Origin of the sequence: Lacibacter luteus, assembly GCF_004118265.1 — a bacterium.
Classification (GTDB): Bacteria; Bacteroidota; Bacteroidia; order Chitinophagales; family Chitinophagaceae; genus Lacibacter; species Lacibacter luteus.
This window is the reverse complement of record NZ_SDHW01000008.1, coordinates 25,520-49,683: the sequence shown is the minus strand read 5'-3', so window position 1 is coordinate 49,683 and position 24,164 is coordinate 25,520. Positions and strand designations below refer to the sequence as shown.

Here is a 24,164-nt window from a genome sequence, read left to right as displayed (position 1 = left end):
AAAATTAAATGTAATGTGATTTTAATCGTTTTGCAAGCGCTTGTCTATTATCTGTCTGTAAATATTTAAAACACGTTCGCTTTCAGATCATGATAAAAAGACCGGCTTTCGCCGGTCTTTTTTTTGCAAACAAGTTTGCAGTTTTTCACGAATTTGGCCTTTAACCTTCCTGAGAACTATCTTACTGTTTTACCAGTTTTACCAATTTCCTTGTTTCACCTTGCCGCACTTCAACATAATACACGCCTCTATTCAGTTTTTCGCCAAAGCTTACAATTTGATTTGTAGTTGTAGTGAGCTGTTGAACAACCTGTCCGTTGGTATTGGTTACACGGATGTATACTTTTTCCTGGCTGCTGCCGGTAATATCCAATGTAAACTCGCTGTTACTTGGGTTAGGCCATGCTTTAATGGTAAAATCGAGCGGCATAACAGTTACCGGCGGGTTAATACCGGTGCCCGGCGTATTCGTCAACAACAATTGAGGACGAACACTGGTTGTAGTTACTTCTTTTGAATTAAAGGTTGCGTCAGATGTAGGATCGATCACTGTTGAAACAATACGAAGCGACAATGTTTTATCACCTGCGAATTCGCTCAATGCCTGCGCCGAAATATTCCATTCAACCCAACCACTGCTTTGTCCCTGTACCGTTGCCAGCAAAGTGGTAGAAGCAGGTTTGTTATTCCAGGTAACACCTGTTTCTGTCCAGCTATCGGATGAAACATAATACACACTCCAGGTCGTATTTGTTACTGTTATACCTGCAGATGCAATGTTTAACCGCAATAAAGCTGTGTTGAATGATGCAGCTCCATTTAGATTAAACTTCATAAAGATCTCCCTGTTGTATGCTGTTACATCCTTCTTCACTGTAAGTGCTGTTGACGTTCCGTAATTCTGATTTTTATACGTGTTACCATCACGTACGTACGAATCTGCAATTGGACTTAACGTTGTATTTGAATTTACAGTAACCGCCACTGCTGTAGAAGTTGTGGTTGCACCGATGTTATCTGTTGCAACTGCTGTTAATGTATAAGAACCCGCTGCAACATTATTCCATGTGTAGCTGTATGGAGAAGTAAGATCTTCACCAAGCTTGGTAGAACCATTAAAGAATTCAACTTTATTAATACTGCCATCTGCATCGCTGGCGTTGGCATTAATGGTAATTGTTGCCGGTGCAGTAAAGCTTGCATTGTTTGCAGGCGATGTAATGGAAACAGTTGGTGATGTATTGCTTCCTGCATAACATCCACCTACTTTTAACTCAGCAGCCGATGCCCATGCATTGCCATTCACTTCTGATAACGCACGGAAGCGAACATATCTTCCTGATTTTTCATTGAATGTTACGATCTTTTCTGTTGCATCGTTTGCAAACGTTCCTGTTGCCACAGCAGTACCCCATGAACTTGTACTGTTTGAAACATAAATTTCATAATTGGCAACACGTCCATTCGTACTGTTCTGACGAGGCAGATACCTGAAGCTTGTTACTGCATAAGTAGCTCCAAGATCCAACTGTACTTCATGCGGATAAGGATCTGTTGTTCCGGAATATTTCGTGTGCCAGATGGTTGATGTGTTATCATCAAGCACATTGGTTGCACTGCCATTTTCTGCAGATGTTTCCTGGCTGTTTACATAAGCAATACTTACGAGGCTTGATGAAATGATTGCAGGTGTACAGAAGTTAACCGTGATATTAATAACAGAAGAAGTTGTAACCGCTCCATTGTTATCTGTTGCTCTTGCTGTAATTGCATAACTACCTGCTGCAACCCCACTCCACGAATAACTATAAGGAGAAGTAAGATCTTCACCTAGTTTTACCGCACCCTGAAAGAATTCAACTTTTGTTACTGTGCCATCAGTATCACTTGCCGTTGCAGTTATGTTGACAGTAGCTGGTGCGGTAAACACTGCGTTATTTGCAGGTGCTGTTACCGATACTGTTGGTGCAACATTTGGATTTGCCACAGTAATATTTACAACTGCAGAAGTTGTTATCAATCCTGCATTATCGGTTGCTCTTGCTGTTAATGCATAGCTACCAACTGCAACATTGTTCCAGGTAAAACTATAGGGCGCTGTAAGGTCTTCACCCAACTTATTAGCACCTTCATAAAATTCAACTTTTGTTACGCTGCCATCTGCATCGCTTGCTGTTGCATCGATGTTGATGTTAACAGGTGTGTTGAACGATGCATTGTTTGCAGGTGATGTAATAGCAACAGTTGGTGCGATGCCCTGGTTGCAAATACCTACATTAATTTCTGCTGCTGAAGAATATTGCTGTCCATTCACTTCACTTAATGCACGGAAGCGAACAAACTTACCTTGCTTTTCTGCAAAGCTTACAACCTTCTCCGTTGCATCGTTTGCAAACGTGCCTGTTGCTACCGGAGTTCCCCAGTTCAATGAATCGGTAGAAACATATATTTCATATTGACCAACACGTCCGTTTGTACCGCTTTGTCGTGGCAGGTATTTAAAACTATTGACAGTATAAGTTGTTCCCAACGATAAACGGAGTTCATGTGGCAATGGTGCAACAGAGCCCGACCATTGTGTATGCCAGATGGTTCCTGTATTACCATCTACAGCATTTGAAGCAGCTCCATTTTCGCCGGAAATTTCCTGGCTATCGTAATAATAAAGATTCAGATTACCTTTTGATACGTTGGTACTTCCCGGGCATGCAACAACTGCATTTACATTTGCATAACCCGTAGCGTAAGCACCACTGTTATCCGTTGCTTTTGCTGAAAGCACATATCCACCTGCTGCAATATTATTCCAAGCATAGGTGTAAGGAGATGTTGCATCCTCTCCCACTTTTAATCCATTAATAAAGAATTCAACTTTTGTAATGCTGCCATCTGCATCTGTTGCGCCAACAGTGATGTTCACCGATGATCCTGCTGCAATAGCTGCATTGTTTTGTGGGGTTGTAAATGTTACAACCGGTGGCATTCCACTTGCTGCCTGCAATGAACATTCCCACAAACCACGACCATAGGTTGAAATACGCAATGCACTATTAGCCGAATTGTTTGGATCGTAATAAATATCCATATCGGTAATACTTGCAACAGTTGGCAGATTTGCTGCACCAAGAAAAGCCCAATCGTTGATGGTTGTTTTTTTGTAATAAACACCCTGCGATGTAATGGCATAAATCACTTCGCTTGCAGCTTGTGATGTATCTGCAATGATCTCTTTGATCTTTTGTCCGTTGAGCAATGTTGTAACAGGACCACTACCAACAGCCAACCATGTTACACCTTGATCGCCTGAACGAAAGACATATCCATCGCTCGACATATACACAACCCCACTCTTCAACACAGCAAGTCCTCCGTTTGACGGTGTGCCACTTGGCATTGGAGCTGATGCTACACTAGTAAATGTTGCAGCTCCCAATGCATCGGTACTACGAACCACTGTTTTGTTTCTTGATAGAATGTAAAGAATGTTTGCATCAGCAGGTGATACCGCCATTGCATACATCTGAACTGTTGGTGTAAAACCATTTACTGCTGTCCATACAGGCGTTGTGGTTTGCAGATTAGTGGTTTTGTACAAACCATACACAGCACCCGATGTATTGCTTTGTGCATAGAATCCTGTGTTGGCATCCTGGTAAGAAGCAGCATAGAGATCGTTGTTGCTTGTAGTAGCAGGTACGCCGAATGAAACTTCAGAACTTGAAGGTGAATTCATCAAGTCTCTGTACTTCCCGTTCTGTACATAAACAAAACGATTGGCATTGGTATTGTCCGTAAAATATTTACTTGTCCAATCGCCACCACGATTTGTTTTCCAGGTATTGTCTTTATAAAAAACTTCACCATTATCCTGCGTGCCGCCACCAATTAAATACTTGTAACCATGACTGTTTGCAGATGTATAAAATTCAGTTGCTGCAAGTCCGTTCGATTTTGGTGTCCATGTATTTGTTGCAACATGATCCCTGTTGATCCATACACCACCATCATTTGCATTAAACAGTTGGTTATGATTATTCGGATTAAAAACCATGTGATGCTGATCAGTATGCAGAATATAAGCCCAGCTTGCTTGCGCCTGTACCCAGGTTGTTCCACCATTTGTACTTTTCCAAATGATGTGTGCACAGGTGTAAAGCGTATTTGCATCCAACGGATCAGCTTCAATTTCCCAATTGTAGTTTCCCTGTCCTGTTGATGTACCATTGTAACCATTCAGGTTAGGTGAATCATCGCCTTTCTTCATGGTGAAGGTTGCACCAGCATCAGTTGATTGATAAATGATCCCTCCTTTTACAGGACCTGTTGTATTGCTGCCTACATAACCAACATACACAACATTGGGATTAGCCGGAGTAACAGCTACACGTCCGCCATTGGAAGGCAGTGTAGCACTGAGTGCTGTTGTTGTCCATGTACTTCCAAAATCATTGGAGATATAAATATTCTGGTTGTTGCGTGCAACTGCATATAAGGTATTGCTATTGACAACTGCTTTTACAACTAGATCCGTCATCTGTGCAACAGGCGAAGTAAGCACCCACGTTGCGCCAGCGTTTGTTGATTTATATAAACCATCATTTGCTGCTGCCACCAATGTGTTATTATCGGTTGATGACATTACTATTTCAACAACAAGTTTATTACCCATGCCGTTATTGCTCAAATTAAATGTAGCACCACCGTCAGTTGATTTCCACACGCCACTGCCTGTGCCATAATAGTTGGCATCGCCTGTGCCGATATAAAGAACACTGTTATTGGTATGATCGATGCAGATAGATGCCATTGCAGTGTTTGTTGGCAGATCATCTGTACCGGCAAGTACAGCCCATGTTGTAGCAGTGTCGTTACTGATAAATACAGCACGAGGACAAACAGCATACATGCGCAAAGGATTTACCGGATCGAACTTGATCTGTTCCACACGACCAATACCATTGATCTGCCCGGAAACATTGGTGGGAAAATTGATCGGGCCAACTTCGTTCCAGTTGCCCGTTTGTGCAAATGTTATGCTGCTGCACAACAGCACCAATGCAATTGTTGTAATTGCAGAGATAAATAATTTGTTCATGTTCAGTAGTTAGTTTGGTTAAATACAGCAGTTATTGTTTGGGTTTATCTTTTTCCCTTTCACGCTGTAGTTTTTTCTGTTGTTGAAGTGTGCGCCACTCGTTGATGCGTTCATCCATTCCTTTAATGTGTCCATCGGGTTGCACAAAAGGTTCCATCTCCCGCATCCACCAGATAAAGCGTTTGTATTCGAATGCATACATCTGTGCAGGTTCACTTGCACGCAATCTTGCTTTTTTACGACTGATCGCTTCTTCTTTTTCTTTATCTCCTACTGATTCAAAAAGCTCACCTTCTTCTACAGGCTTTTCTTTGTTCTTCCAGTAGTCGTTAAAACTTTTTACTGCTTCGAAATAATTTACGTTGGGATCATCCATCATTGTTATCCACGATGGTTTGGCGGGTTCGTTCTTTTTCTGTTGCGCCATAGACGAATGGCTGAGCAACAGGCATAGCAATAGCCATGCAACTCCCGAAGGGATCTTGCTTTTTTTCATAACTGGTAGTTTTGGTTGTTAAAAAATAGACGCTAAATAATTCTGACTGTTCGATTTTATGGTTATGGCAATACGTTTCAATTGCAGTTTTAAAGAAACCTGCACTCACAATCACAAATAGTTCTGGAAGATTAAGGGTTTACTAATTTAACAGCGTTTAAGTATAGTTTGCATGCGCAAACGGTTGTCTAAAATTTACCAAGTATTTGCCCTGTGAGATAATGATTGCAACAGCAAAAAGAAATTTGCTCAGGAGAATGGCTTGCGATTTTAAATACGCAATGCTCAACCTTGAACATAAAAATAATAGAGCGGGAATGATACAACTTGAATCGTTATTTATTCCATTACAATAACAACACAACAATTACAACTTCTGAATGAGTAAAATAAAAAAGCCCTGCACAATTGTAACTGTACAGGGCAAGTGGAGCTGAGCGGACTCGAACCGCTGTCCAAACATATTCGCCAAAAGCTTTCTACATGCTTATTTCACGATTAATTGTCGGCACTGTACAGGACCTGAACCTACCAATACAGTACTTAGCTGAATGAGTCTTTTGTAACAGTCACAGCCTTGTGTTACAGCAACCTGTTTTGTTTTTGAGTCGGCGGCGGAACTTGGTAACAGATCAACCTGTTCGGCGGCCCTAATGACTGAATAATCACTGATTACGCAGCCATGGCATACTGTGTATTGCCATTTGAGTTTTGAGTATTCAGATTTACGTGCTAATTACACAACGCACGGCATGCTTACACCTTCAAAGATCTATGCTGTCAAAACCAGGCAGCCCCGGAAGCAAGTACGAAGTACAAGCGGACTGCAAAAATACATTTATTTCTGTTGATAAACTGCATTGAAAAAACGATGATATATTCTTTATAGTTTTACAGCATGGCAACAGGTACAACACCTCATCAGTTTTACACAGAACAGTTATCAATACTAAACAATCAATTGAGCGAATTATTTAAACGGAAACGCCTTTTAGGATGGGTCCGTTTTAGTGTTCTTGCAGTTACCGTGTTTGCCACCTGGTATGTTTGGCCAATGGGTTTACTTTTTTCATTCATTGTAATTGTATCGGGCATTGCTTTGTTTTTATTTGTTGTGAAGAAAGACTTTGCCAACCGGGATGCAATTAAACATTGCCGTAACCTTATTACATTAAATGAGGATGAGTTGCTTTACCTGCAGCATCAGTTTACGAACAGGAAAGATGGCAGCGAATTTTATACAGAAGAACATCCGTATGCAGGTGACCTTGATATTTTCGGAAGAGCATCGCTTTATCAATACATTAACCGAACAACATCACAACAAGGCAATGAATGTATCGCAAGCTGGTTACAACAACCTGCCGATGCAGCCACAATTCTTGCACGACAAAATGCTGTAAAAGAATTGTGCAGTACAACAAACTGGCGACAGGAATTACAGGCATTGGGAAGAGAAACAGTAATCACTTCTTCTACTGAAAAAAAACTGGAAGCGTGGTTAAGAGAAGATAACCGGTTTATTCATAAAGGTTACTGGCATATACTTCGCTTTGTTGTTCCGGCCATTGCGTTAACAACATTGTTTTGCTATTTGTTTGATGTAATTACTTACCAACGATTTTTACAGGCATCGTTATTGTTTGCAGCAGTTGCATTTGGCATCACCCGTTTTATTGTGCCGTTGTATCGTAAGCTGAATAAAATTACAGGCGAACTGGAAACACTTTCAAACAGTATCCGTTGTGTTGAGCAGGCATCCTTTGCCGATCCATTATTGCATTCGCTGCAACAGCAGTTTTACAACAATACTGCAAAAGCTTCAAAGCAGATCTTTCAGCTGAAACAAATTTTCAATCGCTTCGATTACCGGTTAAATCCTGTTGTGTTTATTCCACTGAATGTTTTTTTGTTGTGGGATCTGCAACTTGTACTGCAGTTAGAAGCATGGAAGCGGAAAAACAATCAGCAGATTAATCATTGGTTTACAGCACTGGCTCAACTGGAAACTTTGTGCAGTCTTGGTACGCTTGCATTTAATCATCCGCACTGGAATTTTCCTGTATTGCAAACAAACGAACCTGTTTTTGATGCGGTGCAACTTGGCCATCCGTTAATTGATGCACAGAAAAATGTATTAAACGATTTTACTACAAAAGGAAAAGAACAGATCAACCTCATTACCGGTTCTAACATGGCAGGCAAGAGTACGTTCTTGCGGAGTGTTGGCGTAAACATGGTACTGGCCTGTATGGGTGCCCCTGTATGTGCACAACAATTAACAGTTTCGCCGTTGAAAGTTATGAGCAGCATGCGTATTAAAGATAATCTGGAAGAAAATACTTCTACTTTTTATGCCGAATTGAAAAAACTCAAACAGATCATTGATGCAGTAAACAACAATGAAGCTGTATTTATTTTACTCGATGAAATTTTAAGAGGCACCAATTCCAACGACAGGCATACAGGATCTAAAGCCTTAATAAAACAACTACTGTTGCACAAAGCAACGGGCATTCTTGCCACACACGATCTTGAACTGGCAAACCTTGCAAACGAATATCCAGCAACTGTACACAATTATCATTTCGATGTGCAGGTAAATGCAGATGAATTGTATTTCGACTATAAAATAAAAAGAGGTGTTTGCCAAAGTATGAACGCCTCTATTCTAATGAAGAAGATCGGAATCGAGTTATAACAATATCGTTTAAAATAAAAAAGAGAAAGCCGGTTATTGCTTTCTCTTTTTTTGTTTATGAATTATTCACTTCTACTTATTCCATCCAAACCAGTCGTTGCCGTTTGCATACAGCATTAAGCCCAACAGAAAAACCATGCCCACAATTTGTGCATACTCTAAAAACTTTTCGTTTGGTTTGCGGCCGGTAATCATTTCAATTAATGTAAACAATACATGGCCGCCATCCAATGCTGGTATCGGCAACAGGTTCATAAATGCAAGTACAATGCTGAAGAAAGCTGTAATGCTCCAGAAATTTTCCCAGTTCCATACAGGAGGAAAAACAGAACCCATCGATTTAAATCCACCAACACCTTTATAAGCTCCGGTTTCGGGACGAAGAATTAATTTAAACTGCTCAATATAATCGCCCAACTTGCTAAACGTTTTCTTTACACCTGCAGGAAATGCTTCAAAGAAAGAATAAGAACGATGGTTGATCTTAAAATCGCCTGCAGCTGCATAATCTTCAATATCTGCAAGCCCTAAACCGGTTTTACCATCTGCATTTACTTTCGACACAATATTCATTGTATCGCCATTACGGTTTACAGTAAACTGTACAGTTCCATTTTTCTTTTTTGCAACAAGCGGAATCATTTCATCGAAATAGGATACTGCAACAGAATCAACAGCAATGATCCGGTCGCCTTTCTTTAATCCTGAACGGCTGGCGTAACTGGTATCTTTTTTATCAAACGCTCCTACCAACGGACTTACACGCATCTCTACCAATCTTCTTCTGCGCTTGCTTTCAACAAGCTTACCAACAAGATCGGTTTGAAATACGATCTTCTTCTCAACACCATTCCTTGTTACAATCATTTCCTTTGCCGTAAGTATTTTCTTATTTACATCATCAAAATACTCAACGGGTTTATCGGAAATTGAAACAATTTTATCGCCGTTACGTAATCCTGCTTCATACATTAAACTATCTGTAATCCATACGCCATTTTTTACCGTGTTCATGGGAATGGGATCTTCGCCCCAAACAAAAAGGATCATCGCATAAATAATAAAAGCCACAAGCACATTTACGGTTACACCGCCAATCATAATGATCAGTCGTTGCCATGCCGGTTTGCTGCGAAACTCCCACGGCTGTGCTGGAAGCTTCATTGCATCTTTATCCATACTTTCATCAATCATACCCGAAATTTTCACATAGCCGCCGAGTGGTAACCAGCCAATACCATATTCGGTTTCGCCAACTTTCTTTTTAAATAACGAAAACCAGGGATCGAAGAAGAGATAAAATTTTTCTACCCGGCATTTAAACCAACGGGCAGTTATAAAATGTCCGAATTCGTGAAGTATAATAAGTATGGATAGACTTGTTAATAACTGTGCAGCCTGCACTCCAACATCAGCCCAATTAATGGCTAAAAGCATAAAGGGATATCGTTTTAGTAATTAGAATGTACAAATATCAGTGAAATATAGAAGTTCGTCGTTAATTTTTAGTCGTTGTTACATTTGAATAAGCGATGCGGTATAACTCCTTGCTTCGGCATCACTTTCAAGATACTCATCAAGCGTTGGTTTTGCAATAAACTTTACATGATTCATTGCTTTTTCAATAATGTCCGTCATATCCAGAAAACCAACCCTGTTGCGTAAAAAGGCCCAAACAGCAATTTCATTCGCTGCATTCATAATACAGGGAAGATTACCTCCCTTTCCTAACGCATCAATTGCCAATGCCAGGTTACGGAATGTTTTCAGATCGGGATCTTCGAACGTGAGTGTGTTTATTTTTTTAAAGTCGTAGCGTGGAAAATTATTCGGTATGCGTTGAGGAAAAGCCATTGCATATTGAATAGGTAACTTCATATCCGGCAATCCCATTTGTGCTTTGATACTGCCATCTTCAAACTGCACCATACTGTGAATGATGCTTTGCGGATGAATAACCACTTGTATCTGCTCCGGCGCAAGATTAAACAACCATTTAGCCTCGATCATTTCCAATCCTTTATTCATGAGTGTGGCAGAATCGATCGTGATCTTTGCACCCATGCTCCAGTTGGGATGCTGCAATGCATGATCCCTTTTTACGTTCAACAGAAAATTTGGCTTCTTTCCCCGAAATGGTCCGCCGCTTGCCGTTAAAATAATCTTATCAATTTTATTTCTTGCTTCACCAACGAGGCATTGAAAAATTGCCGAATGCTCGCTGTCAACAGGAATAATGGGCACACGATTTTCAACTGCTTTCTGCATTACAATATCACCGGCAACAACCAGTGTTTCTTTGTTTGCCAGCGCAATTGCTTTTTTGTTATCGATAGCTTTTAATGTTGGCTTTAATCCCGCAAACCCAACAATAGCGGCCAGCATCATATCGTACGTGTCAAACGCTGCAACTTCTTCCAGCGACTGCTCTCCGGTAAATACTTTTACATCGGTTGATGCCAGCGCCTGTTTTACTTTTTCGTATTTGCGCTCATCAACAATTACAACAGCATTCGGATTAAACTGCAGTGCCTGTTTTACAAGTAATTCATCGTTGGTATGTGCAGTAAGAATTTCAACTTCAAACAAATCGGGGTTGGCCTCAATTACATCGAGCGCCTGTGTACCTATTGAACCTGTTGAACCAAAAATGGCAATGCGTTTCTTTTGTTGTTGCATATAGTCATCGGAAGATGCAGCATTGTTTACAGTTCTGAACAATTATCAGAAGGCTGCTATACATGGTACATCATACTTCGTTCGTTGAAAATTAATTTTCGGCCCACTTCATCAGCTCATCTGCAATTTTGCGATCGTTGCTGAGACGGGGCACTTTATTTTGTCCGCCCAATTTACCAATACTTTTCATGTAATCGATAAACCCGTTCTTTTTAACCGGCGTGATTTTTAGCGGCTGCAAAATATTACCTGTAATCAAATCATCATAATAAATATTACGCTCCCGCAAATTTTCGTTCAGCTTGCTTGCAAAACTTTCGAGGTTACCCGGCATATGTTCAAATTCAATAAACCACTCGTGGTAGCTTTTGCCTTCGCCCTGCTGGATCATGGGTGCCACTGTAAACTCGGTAATATGAATATGTTCTTCAGTTGCTGCCTGCAATAAACTTTGCTCAACTTCTTCGCCAATAACATGCTCCCCAAATGCAGAGATATAATGTTTAATACGACCGGTTACCACCAGCCTGTAAGGATCGGTTGAAACAAATTTTACAGTATCGCCAATATTATACGACCACAAGCCCGCATTACTATTAATAATAAGTGCATAGTTTTCGCCCACTTTTACATCTTTCAATGAAAGACGGGTTGGGTTTTCGCTATGAATTTCAGCTGCAGGTACAAACTCAAAAAAGATTCCGTCGTTTGTATTTAATAATAAGCCCTCTGCTTGCTGTGAATCCTGAAAGGCAAAGAAGCCTTCGCTTGCAGGGAATACTTCGATGGTATCAACTTTACGACCGATACTTTCAAATATTTTGGCTTTATACGGCTCAAAATTCACTCCCCCCTGGATCATAACGTTAAAATTGGGAAAGATGTCGCCCACTTTTTTTCCTGTTCGCCTGATCAGTTCATCAAAATACATCTGCATCCATGGTGGAATGCCACTTATGAGTGTCATGTTCTGATTGATGGTTTCATCCACAATTTTGCCCAGTTTGGTTTCCCAATCTTCAATACAATTGGTTTCGTAAGAGGGTAATTGGTTGGTACGCAGGTATTTTGGGATCAGGTGATTAGAAATACCGCTAAGCCTTCCCGTAGGAATTCCTCCTACACGTTCCAGCTCAGGCGAACCTGATAAAAAGATAAGTTTACCATCGAAAAAACGGGTATTGCCTGTTTCAGCTGCATAGCAAAGAGCAGCATTACGGGCTGTACCAAAATGATTTCCAACAGATTCTTTTGTTATGGGAATGTATTTAACGCCACTGGTTGTACCGGAAGTTTTGGCGAAGTACATTGGAACACCTTTCCAAAGCACATTGTGTTTACCTTCCACAATTTTATCGATCCAGGGCCGCATCTGCTCATAATCCCTGATGGGCGACGCCTGCTTAAACTCCTCATAACTATTAACTTGTTCGAAGCGATGCTCCTTGCCATATTCGGTGATTCGGCCGGTTTTCAGCAGCTGTTTCAGTATTTGTTCCTGGTCAGCTAAGGCTGTAAGCTTATTTTTCTGGATCGATTTATAGATAAAACCCGCAAAAGGTTTTGCAAGCACTGATTTAATTTTCATTCCGTAGCCCGGTTTTGAGGTCACAAATTTAACTTTACCGCCTCAAAGCATGCCGTTAAAAAGGGTAAATTTTTTAAGCAGAAACTTGCTTTCAAACCAATTTTATCCCTACCTTTGCAGCCCTAATATTGGAAAGTTATGTTTGCAGTCGTTAAAATCGCCGGTCAGCAGTTCAAAGTTTCAGAAGGTCAGAGCCTGTACGTTCCTCATATTGAAGGTAACGCTGGCGACCAAGTTGAGTTTTCTGATGTATTATTTGTTGATACGGATGGAAAAATCAGCGCAGGTGCTGATGCTAAAGTAAAAGTGAAAGCTGAAATTGTTGCTGAAAAGAAAGGCAAAACAGTGATTGCTTTCAAAATGAAACGTCGTAAAGGTTTCCGTAAGAAGAGAGGCCACCGTACGTTGTACACACAAATTAAAGTAACGGGTATTGCTTAATCTGAAGGAAAAAATTCAGATTAATAAATTCTAAAAAATAAAATTCTAATACAATGGCTCATAAAAAAGGTGAAGGTAGTGTAAAGAACGGCCGTGATTCACAAAGTAAGCGCCTTGGTGTAAAAATCTACGGCGGACAGCCTGCTGCTGCCGGTAACATCATTATTCGTCAGCGTGGCACATCATATCATCCTGGTAAAAATGTAGGTGTTGGTAGAGACTTTACCATCTTTGCATTAGCCGATGGCGTTGTTGAATTCAAAAAAGGAAAGGATAATAAAACTTTCGTTTCTGTTGCCCCCGTTGAAGCAGGTGCTTAAAAAAATTTTTTTGAAATAAAAATTTTTTTATTTTTACTCTGTTAAGTTTTTTTTACTAATCATTAAATTCTAAAAAAATGGCAACAAAAAAGAAAGCTGCTCCTAAGAAAGCTGCTAAAAAAGCTGCTCCTAAAAAAGCTGCTAAGAAAGCTGCTCCTAAAAAGGCTGCTAAAAAAGCTGCTAAAAAAGCCGCTCCTAAAAAAGCTGCTAAGAAAGCCGCTAAAAAGAAATAAGATTCTAGCGAATCCAAATAAAAACCTCCTGATTACAGGAGGTTTTTATTTTTATAGCCTTTTCTCTCTATTCTATTTCTTAAGGTTGAACAAGCTATCTGCAAACTCATGTTTATCGAACACCAGCAGATCTTCCACTCTTTCGCCTACCCCAATAAACTTTACCGGAATTTTAAACTGGTGAGCAATTGCTAATACAACACCGCCTTTCGCTGTACCATCAAGCTTTGTTATTACAAGTCCGGTTACATCTGTAGCTGCTGTAAAATGTTTTGCCTGTTCAATTGCATTTTGTCCGGTAGATCCATCGAGAACAAGTAACACATCATGCGGAGCATCCGGAATTACTTTTTGAATAACACGCTTGATCTTACTCAATTCCTCCATCAAATGTGTTTTAGTATGCAATCGCCCTGCAGTATCAATAATCAACACATCAATATCTTTTGCTACAGCACTGTTCACTGCATCAAACGCAACAGATGCAGGATCGCTGCCCATTTCTCTTTTTACAATCGGCACGCCTGCACGATCGCTCCAAATGGTTAACTGATCAACTGCAGCAGCCCGGAAAGTATCAGCAGCGCCAAGCATTACTTTCTTTCCTGCCTGCGTAAAATGGTGAGCAAGTTTACCAATGGTTGTTGTTTTACCAACGCCATTTACTCCTACCACCATCAATACAAATGGCTTTTTCCCTGCAGGCAAATCGAAATTGGAATAAGTTGTATCTGCAGGTGCATCTACAAGAATGTTTTCAATTTCCTGTTGCAGTATAGAGTTAAGTTCGGAAGTGCTTATGTATTTATCTCTTGCAACACGTGCTTCAATACGTTCAATAATTTCTACAGTAGTTTCAATACCCACATCTGCACTAACCAATGCTTCTTCCAGGTTATCGAGTACTTCTGCATCAACTGTACTTTTACCGGCAACAGCTCTTGCTATCTTCCCCAAAAAACCTTCTTTGGTTTTCTCTAATCCCTGATCCAGGCTTTCTTTTTCTTTTTTGCCAAATAGCTTTCCAAAAAATCCCATCGTTCTGTTTTTACAATATTACTACGAAATAGGTTTAGCATATAAAAACAACAAAGCCGCTCCATGTTGGTGAACTTGGAACAGCTTTGAATATACTGATCAGGTATAAGTTATTTTTGAGCCAGGTAATCTTTCACCTTGTCCTTGTGCACAATTTGCTCCTTAAAGGTATATGCACCAGATTTAGGACTGCGAACGGCCCTGATTACTTTTGTCCAGTTTTTTGATTCTGCCGCTGCTTTGGCGTCTTTAATCTTTGCGTTCTTTGAAGCTGCTTTTGCCATGACTTCTTAATTTTTAATCCCTGAGGGATCTAGTTTTACTAATTCAAATGTGCACCAGGCACATTATTATTTAATTTCTTTATGCGTTGTTACCTTTTTCAGGATAGGGTTGAATTTTTTCAACTCCAAACGCTCTGGTGTGTTCTTTTTATTCTTGGTAGTGATATAGCGGCTTGTACCGGGTTGGCCCGATGTTTTGTGCTCTGTACACTCCAGAATAACCTGTACACGATTACCTTTCTTTGCCATTTTAGCTCAGTTTAAATATGCTTATTAAATATGTTCTCCTTTTGCACGCAATTCCTTTACTACACTATACAATCCTCTTTTGTTGATTGTGCGGATCGCTTCTGTAGACAGTTTCAGCGTAACCCATTTATCTTCTTCAGCCAGGAAGAAACGTTTTGTTTGCAGGTTGGGTAAAAAACGACGTTTCGTTTTGATATTCGAGTGCGATACCTTGTGACCACCAACCGGCACTTTTCCTGTAAGCTGACAAACTCTAGCCATGATACAAATTTTTAGGACGGCAAAGGTAAGAGTTTTCAACTTAAATCCGTTACTTTTTTTGATTGATTTTTAAAATTCAATCGAACCTCGCCTGCATTGCACGCAATTTGTGGAAAACCCGCCTGTTTTGTCCTGTTTCGGCAAAGAAACAATGTATTTTTAAGAAAAAAGCATGCTGTTACCCATTGCTGATGATAATTCTGACAGAAAAATAACTCCCTATATTAATTACTTTTTAATTGCTGCAAACATTCTGGTATTTGTCTTTTTCCAGCAATTGGGATCAAACGAACTGTTTACCTATGCCTGGAGCACTGTGCCTGCCGAAATACTTACCGGGGTCGATCAGGTGAGGCCTCCCCTCCTGCTGAACATTCCCGAAACCGGTCAACAATTTGTTCGGCCTGCTCTTTATGAAACACCCGGTTCGGTTTACCTAACCTTATTTACTTCGATGTTTATGCATGGTGGTTTTGCCCATCTTGGGGGCAATATGCTCTATCTCTGGATATTTGGCGATAATATTGAAAACAAGCTTGGACATCTGCCTTATCTCCTGTTCTACCTCTCAGCCGGTTTAATTGCCGCCCTCAGTCATGTTTTCTCTACTTATTTTATGGCGCAGGATCCTTTTATACCGAGTTTAGGAGCATCGGGGGCTATTTCAGGTGTGTTGGGAGCTTATTTGATCCTGTTTCCACAACGGAAAGTGCACGCCATTTTCGTGTGGTTTATTGTAACGGTCCCTGCTTTGGTAGCGTTGGGCGTTTGGATCGCTTTTCAAATCATCAACGGAATTGGTTTGTTTTCGGACAAAAGTGATGGTGTTGCGTATGCTGCACATATTGGTGGCTTTGTTGCAGGAATATTGCTTATAAAATTCTTTTCGCCCAAAGAAGAAACAGCCGATGTGTTTAAACAACCATTTATTCAACGTTATCACCGCCGAAAATGAGTGCACTGTACGTAACTTTGCCGACTAAATAGATTATAACTGATATGGCAGATAAAATTGTAAAGACAGAGTTTACCGGAGGAATGCGTTTTAAATCAAACTTCGACGATGGACATCACATTATTATAGATACTGCAGAAAACGATGGCGGCAGCAACAGCGGCCCCCGCCCTAAACAACTGATGCTTTCTGCCCTTGCAGGTTGTACCGGTATTGACATCATTTCTCTTCTCAACAAAATGCGTGTTGAGTTCAGCAATTTTTCTATTGATACAGAAGCAAATCTTTCAGCCGATCACCCAAGGATCTATACTGAGGTAAAAGTGATCTATCGTATTTCAGTTAAACCTGCAGACAGGGAGAAGGTAGAAAAAGCAGTAAACCTTTCAAAAGAAAAATACTGCGGCGTAAGTGCCATGTTTGACAAGTTTGCCAACATGAGCTTTGAAATTATTTACAGCTGATAAAAACCTGAACAACTAATCGTTTACTGAACAGGCTGCTTCCTTATTTTTGCCGCCATGGCTAAAGCAGGATCAGAAACCCCTTTAATGCAACAGCACGGAGCTATTAAAGCTAAATACCCCGATGCTGTTTTGCTGTTTCGTGTTGGTGATTTTTATGAAACTTTTGGTGGCGATGCAATCATTGCATCGCAGGTGTTGGGTATTACGTTAACAAAACGCAACAACGGATCTGCAGCCAGCAATGAACTGGCAGGTTTTCCTCACCATGCATTAGATACTTATTTACATAAACTGGTAAAGGCCGGCCATCGTGTTGCTATCTGCGATCAGCTTGAAGATCCCAAACAGGCAAAAGGCATTGTAAAGCGTGGAGTTACCGAATTACTTTCGCCGGGTACTGCAACCAACGATAAACTGCTTGAACACGACAGTAATAATTTTCTTGCTGCCATTCATGAAGAAGATGATAAATATGGTTTGGCTTTTACAGACATCAGCACCGGTGAGTTTTTTGTAGCAGAAGGAAATAGAGAGTATGCTGATAAATTATTGCAAAGCTTACGCCCTGCAGAAGTTGTTTTTCAACGCAACAAACAAAAGCAGTTTAAAGAAAATTTCGGAACGAAGTTTTACACCTATCATTTAGAAGAATGGATTTTTTCTGAAGCATATGCAACAGAGTTATTGCTGAAACATTTTCAAACACACTCGCTGAAAGGTTTTGGTGTTGATGAACTGAAGCTGGGAACAATTGCTGCAGGCGCAGTATTGCATTACCTGCGGGATACCGAGCATCCAAATCTTAATCATATTACTTCTGTTCAACGTTTAGATGAACGTGATTATTTATGGATGGATCGCTTTACCATCCGTAATCTTGAATTACTCGGCAGTGGTGCAGATGGCGGCCATACCTTATTGAAAATACTCGACAATACTGTTTCGCCGATGGGCGCCCGTTTAATGCGCCGCTGGATGGTGTTGCCATTGAAAGATATGGAGCGTATCAATGAACGGTTAGAAGCTGTTCAATCGCTTATTCTCGAAACCGATCTGCGTAAACAACTGCAAACACTTATTAAACAAAGTGGTGATGTTGAACGATTGGTTGCAAAACTTCCGTTGAAAAAAATCAACCCACGTGAAATTTTACAGCTTGCAAAAGGGCTTGGCTTTGCAGAGCAAATTAAAGAGTTGAGTACAACTTCACCGAACGCTTATTTAAAACGGTTGAGCGATACCATCAATCCCTGCCGTTACATTGCTGATAAAATACTGAATGAGATCGTAGAGAATCCTCCGGTAATGATCAGCAAAGGCGATGTAATTAAAGAAGGCGTAAATATTGAGTTGGATGAACTGCGCCGCATTGCGCACCACAGCAAAGAATTTTTATTAGAGATACAGCAACGTGAAAGTGAAGCAACTGGTATCCCTTCGCTTAAAATTGCATTCAACAATGTGTTTGGTTATTACTTAGAAGTAACCAACACGCATAAAAACAAAGTGCCTGCCGAATGGACAAGAAAACAAACGCTTGCCAATGCAGAACGCTACATTACTCCTGAGCTGAAAGTTTATGAAGAAAAAATTACCGGAGCAGAAGAAAAAATTCTGAAGATAGAAACAGAACTTTTCGAAAAACTTTTGCTGGAATTACAGGAGTACATCGGCCCAATACAAACAAACGGACAGGTAATGGCCATACTCGATTGCCTTGGTTGTTTTGCTGAAAATGCCATTCAGTTCAAGTATGTTCGTCCGGTTATAAAGGATGAAGTTGCATTAGACATCAAAGATGCACGCCACCCCGTTATTGAACGGTATCTGCCTGTTGGTGAAACTTATATTGCCAACGATATTGTATTAGATAAAGAAGAACAGCAGATCATTATTCTTACAGGGCCCAACATGAGTGGTAAGAGTGCATTGCTGCGTCAAACAGGTTTAATTGTGTTGATGGCGCATATGGGAAGTTTTGTGCCTGCAACAGCAGCAACAATTCCGCTTACCGATAAAATTTTTACACGTGTTGGAGCAAGTGATAATTTAAGTGGTGGTGAGAGTACGTTCATGGTAGAGATGAACGAAACTGCCAGCATCATCAACAACCTTTCATCACGCAGCCTGATTTTGCTTGATGAAATTGGCCGTGGCACTTCTACTTACGATGGTATTTCTATTGCATGGAGCATTGCAGAATTTCTGCATCAATCGCCTCAGCAGCCTAAAACATTATTTGCCACACATTACCATGAGCTGAACGAACTGGAGGAAAAATTTCCACGCATCAAAAACTACCACATCACCAACAAAGAAGTTGGCAACAAAGTGATCTTCTTGCGTAAGCTTGCTCCCGGTGGAAGTACCCACAGCTTTGGTATTCATGTAGCAAAAATGGCGGGCATGCCTGTAACGCTTATTCAACGGGCAAATGAAATATTGAAACAACTCGAGGACCAACGTGGTGGCAGCGATATTAAAGAGCAATTGAAGCAATTGCCTGTACAAAAAATGCAATTGAACATTTTTGATGTACACTCACAAACGTTTGAAGACATCAGACACATGTTAAGCAGCATCGATATAAACCGTCTTACACCTGTTGAAGCACTATTGAAACTGCAGGAAATTAAGCAGAAACTACAATAAGCCGCAAAAACATCATAATCTGTTCTACATAGCAACATATACAGGCTTGGTACTTTTGTGTATCGATGTATTTACAGTACAAACAACGAAATTTTAAAACCTGGTTACAGGAAATAGGAACACTAACAGGAGGCAAGGTTACAAATAATACACTTTTCTTTCCGGAACAAGTTGGTAATGGTTATTGTTTTGCTGATAGTATTGACCGGACATTTTCGTTTGGTATTTTAAATGCAGAATTAAATACCGATTTTACTCTGCACAGATTAAGCAACAACCAGGCGGGTTTGCTTATTTTCTTTAACCAAACACAGGTTACAAGCTTTATTCATGTAAAAGACAAGAAGGATTTGTTCAGTAACGAAGAAACTGTTCAGAAGAATAATATCTTTTTGTCATCCACAAACACAGAATTACAGGTTAATTATTCTGCCGGTTCTGTTGTTAAACGGTTAGGGATTTACCTTACGCCACAATGGATTGCTGTTCACCTGGATGATGAAGCAAGAAAAAATATTGCTCAACTTACAAAGCAAGGTGTGCAGTTGATCGATAAAATGATCATTGACGAAGAGATCAACGCATCGCTCCAAACAGTTTTTGCTGCAGATCTGAAAAACCAGAAGCAGCGCTTTCTGATAAAAAGTAAAATCCTAACGCTGCTTGATTATTTTTTTAAGACTTATCTCAACGAACATCCCGATATTAATACCGAAACAATCATTCCGGAAGAAGATCTTACAAAGCTGAAAGCTATTGAAGAACTGCTGAAAGACGACTTAGACCGTTTTCCTTCTATTACTAAACTTGCTGTGATTGCACAAATGTGCGGTACAAAACTTAAACAACGGTTTAAACAGGTATATGGCTATCCGTTGTACGAATACTATAACAAGAACCGTCTAGAAAAAGCAAAAGGCTATCTTACCACCGGTATTTCTCCAAAAGAAGCAGGCCTGCGAATAGGCTTTAGCGATGTTTCGAATTTCACAAAGGCCTTTAAAAAACAATATGGTATTACCCCTGGCCTTTTGCACGAACATTCTACGCAAAAACAATAAGCACTTGTAATAAAAAATCCCCACACAAACAGTGCAGGGATTTTCTTTTCCTTGGGGAGGCTGAAGGGTCTCGAACCCTCGACCCTCAGAACCACAATCTGATGCTCTAACCAACTGAGCTACAGCCTCCGTGTTTAAGGGACTGCAAAAGTAATGGAATTCACTTTTCCAAGCAAATCAAGAATGCATATTTAAAAAATAAACGTTCTTTGCAGCCACATTATGAATTACTGGCTTATTCTTATTCCGCTTATCTCTGCTTTTATTGGATGGGTTACCAACTGGGTTGCAATTAAAATGTTGTTCCATCCACGTAATCCTATAAACATACTTGGTATTAAAGTGCAGGGCATTTTTCCAAAACGGCAACAACAGTTTGCTGAAAAACTGGGTAAACTGGTGAGCCAGGAATTACTTTCGTTCGAAGAAATTGAAGCAAAGATCACCAGTCCGGAAAACCTTAAAAAAGTACTCCCTACTGTAGAAACACATATCGATCATTTTCTGCGGGTTAAGCTTAGCGATACCATGCCCATGATCAGCATGTTTATTGGCGATAAAACCATTGAAAAACTGAAAGCTGTTTTCATGGAAGAGCTGGAACTGCTTTTTCCAAAGTTTATGAAAGATTACAGCGTTACCTTAAAACAACAACTTGACTTAGAAGCCATTGTAACCGAAAAAGTAAAAGCGTTTTCCAGCGATAAGCTTGAAGAAATTCTTTACCAGGTAATGGCCCGTGAGTTTCGTTTTGTAGAAATTGTAGGTGCAGTGCTTGGCTTTCTTATTGGTGTGGTTCAGGTGGCCATCACCCTTCTTACGCAATAGTTTCCACTCATCATATTCAAACGATGCCGGGGTAAACAATTACCGTCTAAAACAGTTAATCACTCATTCATACTAAATGAGGTTGAATACTATTTATTTACGCAGAAATTTGCGCCTCAATTTTAAAAAGAAGTACATGCGACTTATTACCAGCTTTTTGCTTTTGCTTGTTAGCCTTAACCTAATTGCCCAGACTCCGGGCGGTGGTCGTCCGAATGGCGGCGGTGGTCAAATGAATATGGGAAGGTTTTACGGTAAAATTGTTGACACTAAAACCAACAAACCTATTGATGGGGCATCTGTTCAACTGTACCAAAACAGAATGGACACTGCCACCAAAACAAGAAAGGATGTGTTGGTAACAGGCCAGTTAACACAAGCCAATGGCGATTTCAGTCTTGAAGGTTTAAATGTAATGGGCCAGTACCGCTTACTGATTACAGCAATTGGTTTTAAAACAATTGAACAAAAAATAAGCTTCAACCTTAAGCCCGGTGGAGGAATGGAAGATATGATGAGCCAGGTTGATAAAGATCTGGGCAACATCAAACTTGAATCGGATGTAAAAGAATTAGGTGAAGTTGTAGTAACCGGCGAAAAGCCTACACTGCAGTTGGGCATCGATCGTAAAATTTTTAACGTAGAAAAAAATATTGTTTCGCAAGGTGGTACGGGTGTTGATGTAATGCGTAATGTGCCAACTGTGAATGTTGATATTGATGGTAACATTACTTTACGTAACAGTGCTCCGCAAATATTTGTTGATGGACGCCCAACGGTGTTAACATTAGATCAAATTCCTGCTGATGCTATTCAAAGTATTGAATTGATAACAAACCCTTCTGCTAAGTATGATGCAAGTGGTGGTCAATCAGCCATCATCAACATTGTATTAAAAAAGAACAAACGTGTTGGTTACAGTGGCAGCGTTCGTGCAGGTGTTGATATGCGTGGCAGATTTAACGGCGGTGCAGATATTAACGTACGCCAGGGTAAAGTAAACTTCTTTGCAAACATTGGTTTAAACCAACGCAGAGGTATCGGCTTTGGCGAAACAGATCGTAAGAATCTTGGAGACAATGTGCTGAATACAATTTTTACACGCAACCGTAACATCAGCGAAGGCATGTTCAATTTTGGCCGTGCAGGTTTCGATTTCCTGCTCGACAACCGTAACACACTTACGCTCTCTGCTAACTTCGGTGGTGGCAATTTCGATATGTTTAACCAGGATTATATCCGTTACGACTCTGCTTACACATCGCCGAAAACTATCTGGAGCTATCGTGAAACTGATGGAACAAACAAATTCCGTAATGGCGGAGGATCTTTAAGCTTCAAACATAACTTCCCCCGTGCAGGAAAAGAGTTTACTGTGGATGTGAACTATAACAAAAGCCGTAGCGAAAACGATCAACAGATCACAGATTCAAAATGGTTTGATAAAGACTGGATCAATCTCTACCAAAAATCAACTCAAGGTATAGCTGCAGGTGGTAACAACTCGCTTATTGTTGCACAGGCCGATTATGCTGATCCGATCAATGAAAACATCAAATTCGAAGGTGGTGTGCGTACACAAATACGTTATTTCGAAAGCTTTCAGCGCAACTCCTTTAACGGAACAGTAAATACAGCGCTAAGCAATGAGTTTAAGTATGTTGATTATGTACATGCTGCATATGGAACCTACTCTCAAAAAATAAAGAAAGCAGATTTTAACTACCAGGTTGGCTTGCGTATAGAAAGTTCGAAATACGATGGTGAACAGGTTGGTAAAACAGAACGCTTCCAGAACCAGTTTCCGCTGGCGTTGTTTCCAAGCGTATTTATGTCAAAATCATTAAAAGGCAAACAGGATCTGCAACTGAATTACAGCCGCAGAATTAACCGTCCGAGCTTTTTCCAGTTATTGCCTAATACCGATTACAGTGACATCTTTAACTACCAGACAGGTAACCCTAATCTGAAGCCTGAGTTTACAAACTCACTTGAGTTAACATATCAAAAAACTTACGGCGATAAAAACAACACGGTATTGGTTACATTATTCGGTAAGCAAACAAACAATCTTATTTCACGTTACCAGAATAAAGAAAAGCTGGGAACTTCAACAGACAGTGTTATCATCAGCACATGGGTTAACGCCAACAAGAGTTATGCAGCAGGTATGGAATTAGTATTCCGTAACACGGTGTCAAAATGGTGGGAGATCAATTACAACATCAACGTTTATTATTCTAAAATTGATGGCAGCACTATTTTACCTGAGTTGAAAAACGAACGTACCAGCTACACTGTAAAACTGAACAACTCTTTCCGCTTAGGAAAAGGCTGGACCATGCAGTTAAGCGGCGATTATAACTCCCGTTCTATTTTACCTGTTTCATCCGGTGGTGGCGGTGGCCGTGGTGGCCGTGGCGGTATGGGCGGCTTCGGTGGTGGTGGCTTTGGTGGTGGTAGCGTTGCAACTACACAAGGTTATATCGACGATAATTACTTTGTTGATATGGGTATCCGTAAAGAATTTAAGATCAAGAATAACACTGCTTCACTTTCGTTGAACTGGAGCGATATCTTAAGTAGCCGTCGTAACAATCAGTTCTCTCAATCGCAATATTTTGAACAGTACAGCTGGAGAAGAAGAGATCCTTCGTTTGTTCGTTTAAACTTCAACTACCGCTTTGGTAAGTTCGACGCTTCTTTGTTCAAGCGTAAGAGCAACAAAGGCGAAGGTGGTGGCGATGAAATGCAAATGCAATAAGCAATCAACTTCCTGATAATAAGAAAGGCCTCCTATTCGGAGGCCTTTCTTA

Annotated in this window: 19 protein-coding genes, 1 tRNA gene and 1 other RNA gene; 10 read left to right on the top strand and 11 right to left on the bottom strand. The window is 40.4% G+C overall.

Annotation, left to right across the window (positions count from 1 at the left end; all coding sequences use genetic code 11):
• Positions 1 to 181: 181 nt before the first annotated feature.
• From ESA94_RS19625 to ssrA, 3 genes are all read right to left on the bottom strand, one after another.
• Positions 182 to 5,095, bottom strand: a complete 4,914-nt coding sequence (locus tag ESA94_RS19625) for an Ig-like domain-containing protein (RefSeq protein ID WP_129132657.1) — start codon at positions 5,093 to 5,095, stop codon at positions 182 to 184.
• Positions 5,096 to 5,126: 31 nt separating this feature from the next.
• A complete protein-coding gene (locus ESA94_RS19620; protein WP_129132656.1) occupies positions 5,127 to 5,591 on the bottom strand; it encodes a hypothetical protein in 465 nt (154 codons plus the stop codon).
• Between the two features lie 425 nt (positions 5,592 to 6,016).
• Positions 6,017 to 6,389, bottom strand: a transfer-messenger RNA (tmRNA) gene (ssrA, locus tag ESA94_RS19615).
• A gap of 100 nt (positions 6,390 to 6,489) precedes the next feature.
• Between ssrA and ESA94_RS19610 the strand changes: the two genes are divergently transcribed.
• The gene (locus ESA94_RS19610) at positions 6,490 to 8,292 is read left to right on the top strand and encodes a MutS family DNA mismatch repair protein (RefSeq protein ID WP_129132655.1); all 1,803 of its coding nucleotides are present in this window, start codon (positions 6,490 to 6,492) and stop codon (positions 8,290 to 8,292) included.
• Positions 8,293 to 8,364: 72 nt separating this feature from the next.
• Here ESA94_RS19610 and rseP read toward each other — a convergent pair whose 3' ends face one another.
• The 3 genes from rseP to ESA94_RS19595 form a co-directional block, all read right to left on the bottom strand.
• On the bottom strand, positions 8,365 to 9,729 hold the full coding sequence (rseP, locus tag ESA94_RS19605; protein ID WP_129132654.1) for an RIP metalloprotease RseP: 1,365 nt from the start codon (positions 9,727 to 9,729) through the stop codon (positions 8,365 to 8,367).
• Positions 9,730 to 9,807: 78 nt separating this feature from the next.
• Positions 9,808 to 11,013 carry a 1-deoxy-D-xylulose-5-phosphate reductoisomerase gene (locus tag ESA94_RS19600; protein ID WP_317127874.1) on the bottom strand — a complete coding sequence of 402 codons (1,206 nt, stop codon included), beginning with the start codon at positions 11,011 to 11,013 and terminating at the stop codon, positions 9,808 to 9,810.
• A gap of 49 nt (positions 11,014 to 11,062) precedes the next feature.
• On the bottom strand, positions 11,063 to 12,559 hold the full coding sequence (locus tag ESA94_RS19595) for a GH3 auxin-responsive promoter family protein (RefSeq protein ID WP_129132653.1): 1,497 nt from the start codon (positions 12,557 to 12,559) through the stop codon (positions 11,063 to 11,065).
• Positions 12,560 to 12,697: 138 nt separating this feature from the next.
• Between ESA94_RS19595 and rplU the strand changes: the two genes are divergently transcribed.
• The 3 genes from rplU to ESA94_RS21525 all read left to right on the top strand — a co-directional run bounded on the left by rplU (position 12,698) and on the right by ESA94_RS21525 (position 13,553).
• The gene (rplU, locus tag ESA94_RS19590) at positions 12,698 to 13,000 is read left to right on the top strand and encodes a 50S ribosomal protein L21 (RefSeq protein ID WP_129132652.1); all 303 of its coding nucleotides are present in this window, start codon (positions 12,698 to 12,700) and stop codon (positions 12,998 to 13,000) included.
• 53 nt (positions 13,001 to 13,053) lie between these two features.
• A complete protein-coding gene (gene rpmA, locus ESA94_RS19585; protein ID WP_129132651.1) occupies positions 13,054 to 13,320 on the top strand; it encodes a 50S ribosomal protein L27 in 267 nt (88 codons plus the stop codon).
• A gap of 77 nt (positions 13,321 to 13,397) precedes the next feature.
• Positions 13,398 to 13,553, top strand: coding sequence for a hypothetical protein (locus ESA94_RS21525; RefSeq protein WP_164972805.1), 156 nt, complete (start codon positions 13,398 to 13,400; stop codon positions 13,551 to 13,553).
• Between the two features lie 72 nt (positions 13,554 to 13,625).
• Here ESA94_RS21525 and ftsY read toward each other — a convergent pair whose 3' ends face one another.
• The 4 genes from ftsY to rpmB all read right to left on the bottom strand — a co-directional run bounded on the left by ftsY (position 13,626) and on the right by rpmB (position 15,385).
• Entirely contained in the window at positions 13,626 to 14,591 is a 966-nt protein-coding gene (gene ftsY, locus ESA94_RS19580) for a signal recognition particle-docking protein FtsY (protein WP_129132650.1), read from the bottom strand.
• Between the two features lie 110 nt (positions 14,592 to 14,701).
• A complete protein-coding gene (locus ESA94_RS19575) occupies positions 14,702 to 14,875 on the bottom strand; it encodes a DUF4295 domain-containing protein (RefSeq protein ID WP_129132649.1) in 174 nt (57 codons plus the stop codon).
• 66 nt (positions 14,876 to 14,941) lie between these two features.
• The gene (rpmG, locus tag ESA94_RS19570; RefSeq protein WP_129132648.1) at positions 14,942 to 15,124 is read right to left on the bottom strand and encodes a 50S ribosomal protein L33; all 183 of its coding nucleotides are present in this window, start codon (positions 15,122 to 15,124) and stop codon (positions 14,942 to 14,944) included.
• A gap of 24 nt (positions 15,125 to 15,148) precedes the next feature.
• Positions 15,149 to 15,385, bottom strand: a complete 237-nt coding sequence (gene rpmB / locus ESA94_RS19565) for a 50S ribosomal protein L28 (RefSeq protein WP_129132647.1) — start codon at positions 15,383 to 15,385, stop codon at positions 15,149 to 15,151.
• A gap of 172 nt (positions 15,386 to 15,557) precedes the next feature.
• Between rpmB and ESA94_RS19560 the strand changes: the two genes are divergently transcribed.
• The 4 genes from ESA94_RS19560 to ESA94_RS19545 all read left to right on the top strand — a co-directional run bounded on the left by ESA94_RS19560 (position 15,558) and on the right by ESA94_RS19545 (position 20,520).
• Complete coding sequence (locus tag ESA94_RS19560; protein WP_129132646.1) at positions 15,558 to 16,340, top strand: rhomboid family intramembrane serine protease; 783 nt, start codon at positions 15,558 to 15,560, stop codon at positions 16,338 to 16,340.
• Positions 16,341 to 16,384: 44 nt separating this feature from the next.
• On the top strand, positions 16,385 to 16,804 hold the full coding sequence (locus tag ESA94_RS19555) for an OsmC family protein (protein WP_129132645.1): 420 nt from the start codon (positions 16,385 to 16,387) through the stop codon (positions 16,802 to 16,804).
• 57 nt (positions 16,805 to 16,861) lie between these two features.
• Complete coding sequence (gene mutS, locus ESA94_RS19550; protein WP_129132644.1) at positions 16,862 to 19,459, top strand: DNA mismatch repair protein MutS; 2,598 nt, start codon at positions 16,862 to 16,864, stop codon at positions 19,457 to 19,459.
• Positions 19,460 to 19,524: 65 nt separating this feature from the next.
• Positions 19,525 to 20,520, top strand: coding sequence for a helix-turn-helix domain-containing protein (locus ESA94_RS19545; RefSeq protein WP_129132643.1), 996 nt, complete (start codon positions 19,525 to 19,527; stop codon positions 20,518 to 20,520).
• A gap of 52 nt (positions 20,521 to 20,572) precedes the next feature.
• Here the strand turns inward: ESA94_RS19545 and ESA94_RS19540 are convergent.
• Positions 20,573 to 20,649, bottom strand: a tRNA-His gene (locus ESA94_RS19540).
• A 93-nt stretch (positions 20,650 to 20,742) separates the two neighbouring features.
• On the opposite strand from ESA94_RS19540, the gene ESA94_RS19535 reads away from it, so the two are divergent.
• Together ESA94_RS19535 and ESA94_RS19530 are read left to right on the top strand one after the other, a co-directional pair.
• The gene (locus tag ESA94_RS19535; RefSeq protein ID WP_129132642.1) at positions 20,743 to 21,348 is read left to right on the top strand and encodes a DUF445 domain-containing protein; all 606 of its coding nucleotides are present in this window, start codon (positions 20,743 to 20,745) and stop codon (positions 21,346 to 21,348) included.
• 136 nt (positions 21,349 to 21,484) lie between these two features.
• A complete protein-coding gene (locus tag ESA94_RS19530) occupies positions 21,485 to 24,112 on the top strand; it encodes an outer membrane beta-barrel protein (protein WP_164972804.1) in 2,628 nt (875 codons plus the stop codon).
• Positions 24,113 to 24,164: the final 52 nt, after the last annotated feature.

What these genes read in the sequence shown, in the direction of transcription:
- ESA94_RS19620 (WP_129132656.1), bottom strand. Translation starts at nt 5,591, where the DNA reads ATGAAAAAAAGCAAGATCCCTTCGGGAGTTGCATGGCTATTGCTATGC.
- ESA94_RS19595 (WP_129132653.1), bottom strand. Translation starts at nt 12,559, where the DNA reads ATGAAAATTAAATCAGTGCTTGCAAAACCTTTTGCGGGTTTTATCTAT.
- ESA94_RS19530 (WP_164972804.1), top strand. Translation starts at nt 21,485, where the DNA reads ATGCGACTTATTACCAGCTTTTTGCTTTTGCTTGTTAGCCTTAACCTA.
- ESA94_RS19545 (WP_129132643.1), top strand. Translation starts at nt 19,525, where the DNA reads ATGTATTTACAGTACAAACAACGAAATTTTAAAACCTGGTTACAGGAA.
- ESA94_RS19555 (WP_129132645.1), top strand. Translation starts at nt 16,385, where the DNA reads ATGGCAGATAAAATTGTAAAGACAGAGTTTACCGGAGGAATGCGTTTT.
- ESA94_RS19610 (WP_129132655.1), top strand. Translation starts at nt 6,490, where the DNA reads ATGGCAACAGGTACAACACCTCATCAGTTTTACACAGAACAGTTATCA.
- rplU (WP_129132652.1), top strand. Translation starts at nt 12,698, where the DNA reads ATGTTTGCAGTCGTTAAAATCGCCGGTCAGCAGTTCAAAGTTTCAGAA.
- ftsY (WP_129132650.1), bottom strand. Translation starts at nt 14,591, where the DNA reads ATGGGATTTTTTGGAAAGCTATTTGGCAAAAAAGAAAAAGAAAGCCTG.
- rpmG (WP_129132648.1), bottom strand. Translation starts at nt 15,124, where the DNA reads ATGGCAAAGAAAGGTAATCGTGTACAGGTTATTCTGGAGTGTACAGAG.
- ESA94_RS19535 (WP_129132642.1), top strand. Translation starts at nt 20,743, where the DNA reads ATGAATTACTGGCTTATTCTTATTCCGCTTATCTCTGCTTTTATTGGA.
- ESA94_RS21525 (WP_164972805.1), top strand. Translation starts at nt 13,398, where the DNA reads ATGGCAACAAAAAAGAAAGCTGCTCCTAAGAAAGCTGCTAAAAAAGCT.
- rpmA (WP_129132651.1), top strand. Translation starts at nt 13,054, where the DNA reads ATGGCTCATAAAAAAGGTGAAGGTAGTGTAAAGAACGGCCGTGATTCA.
- ESA94_RS19625 (WP_129132657.1), bottom strand. Translation starts at nt 5,095, where the DNA reads ATGAACAAATTATTTATCTCTGCAATTACAACAATTGCATTGGTGCTG.
- ESA94_RS19575 (WP_129132649.1), bottom strand. Translation starts at nt 14,875, where the DNA reads ATGGCAAAAGCAGCTTCAAAGAACGCAAAGATTAAAGACGCCAAAGCA.
- ESA94_RS19560 (WP_129132646.1), top strand. Translation starts at nt 15,558, where the DNA reads ATGCTGTTACCCATTGCTGATGATAATTCTGACAGAAAAATAACTCCC.
- rpmB (WP_129132647.1), bottom strand. Translation starts at nt 15,385, where the DNA reads ATGGCTAGAGTTTGTCAGCTTACAGGAAAAGTGCCGGTTGGTGGTCAC.
- mutS (WP_129132644.1), top strand. Translation starts at nt 16,862, where the DNA reads ATGGCTAAAGCAGGATCAGAAACCCCTTTAATGCAACAGCACGGAGCT.
- rseP (WP_129132654.1), bottom strand. Translation starts at nt 9,729, where the DNA reads ATGCTTTTAGCCATTAATTGGGCTGATGTTGGAGTGCAGGCTGCACAG.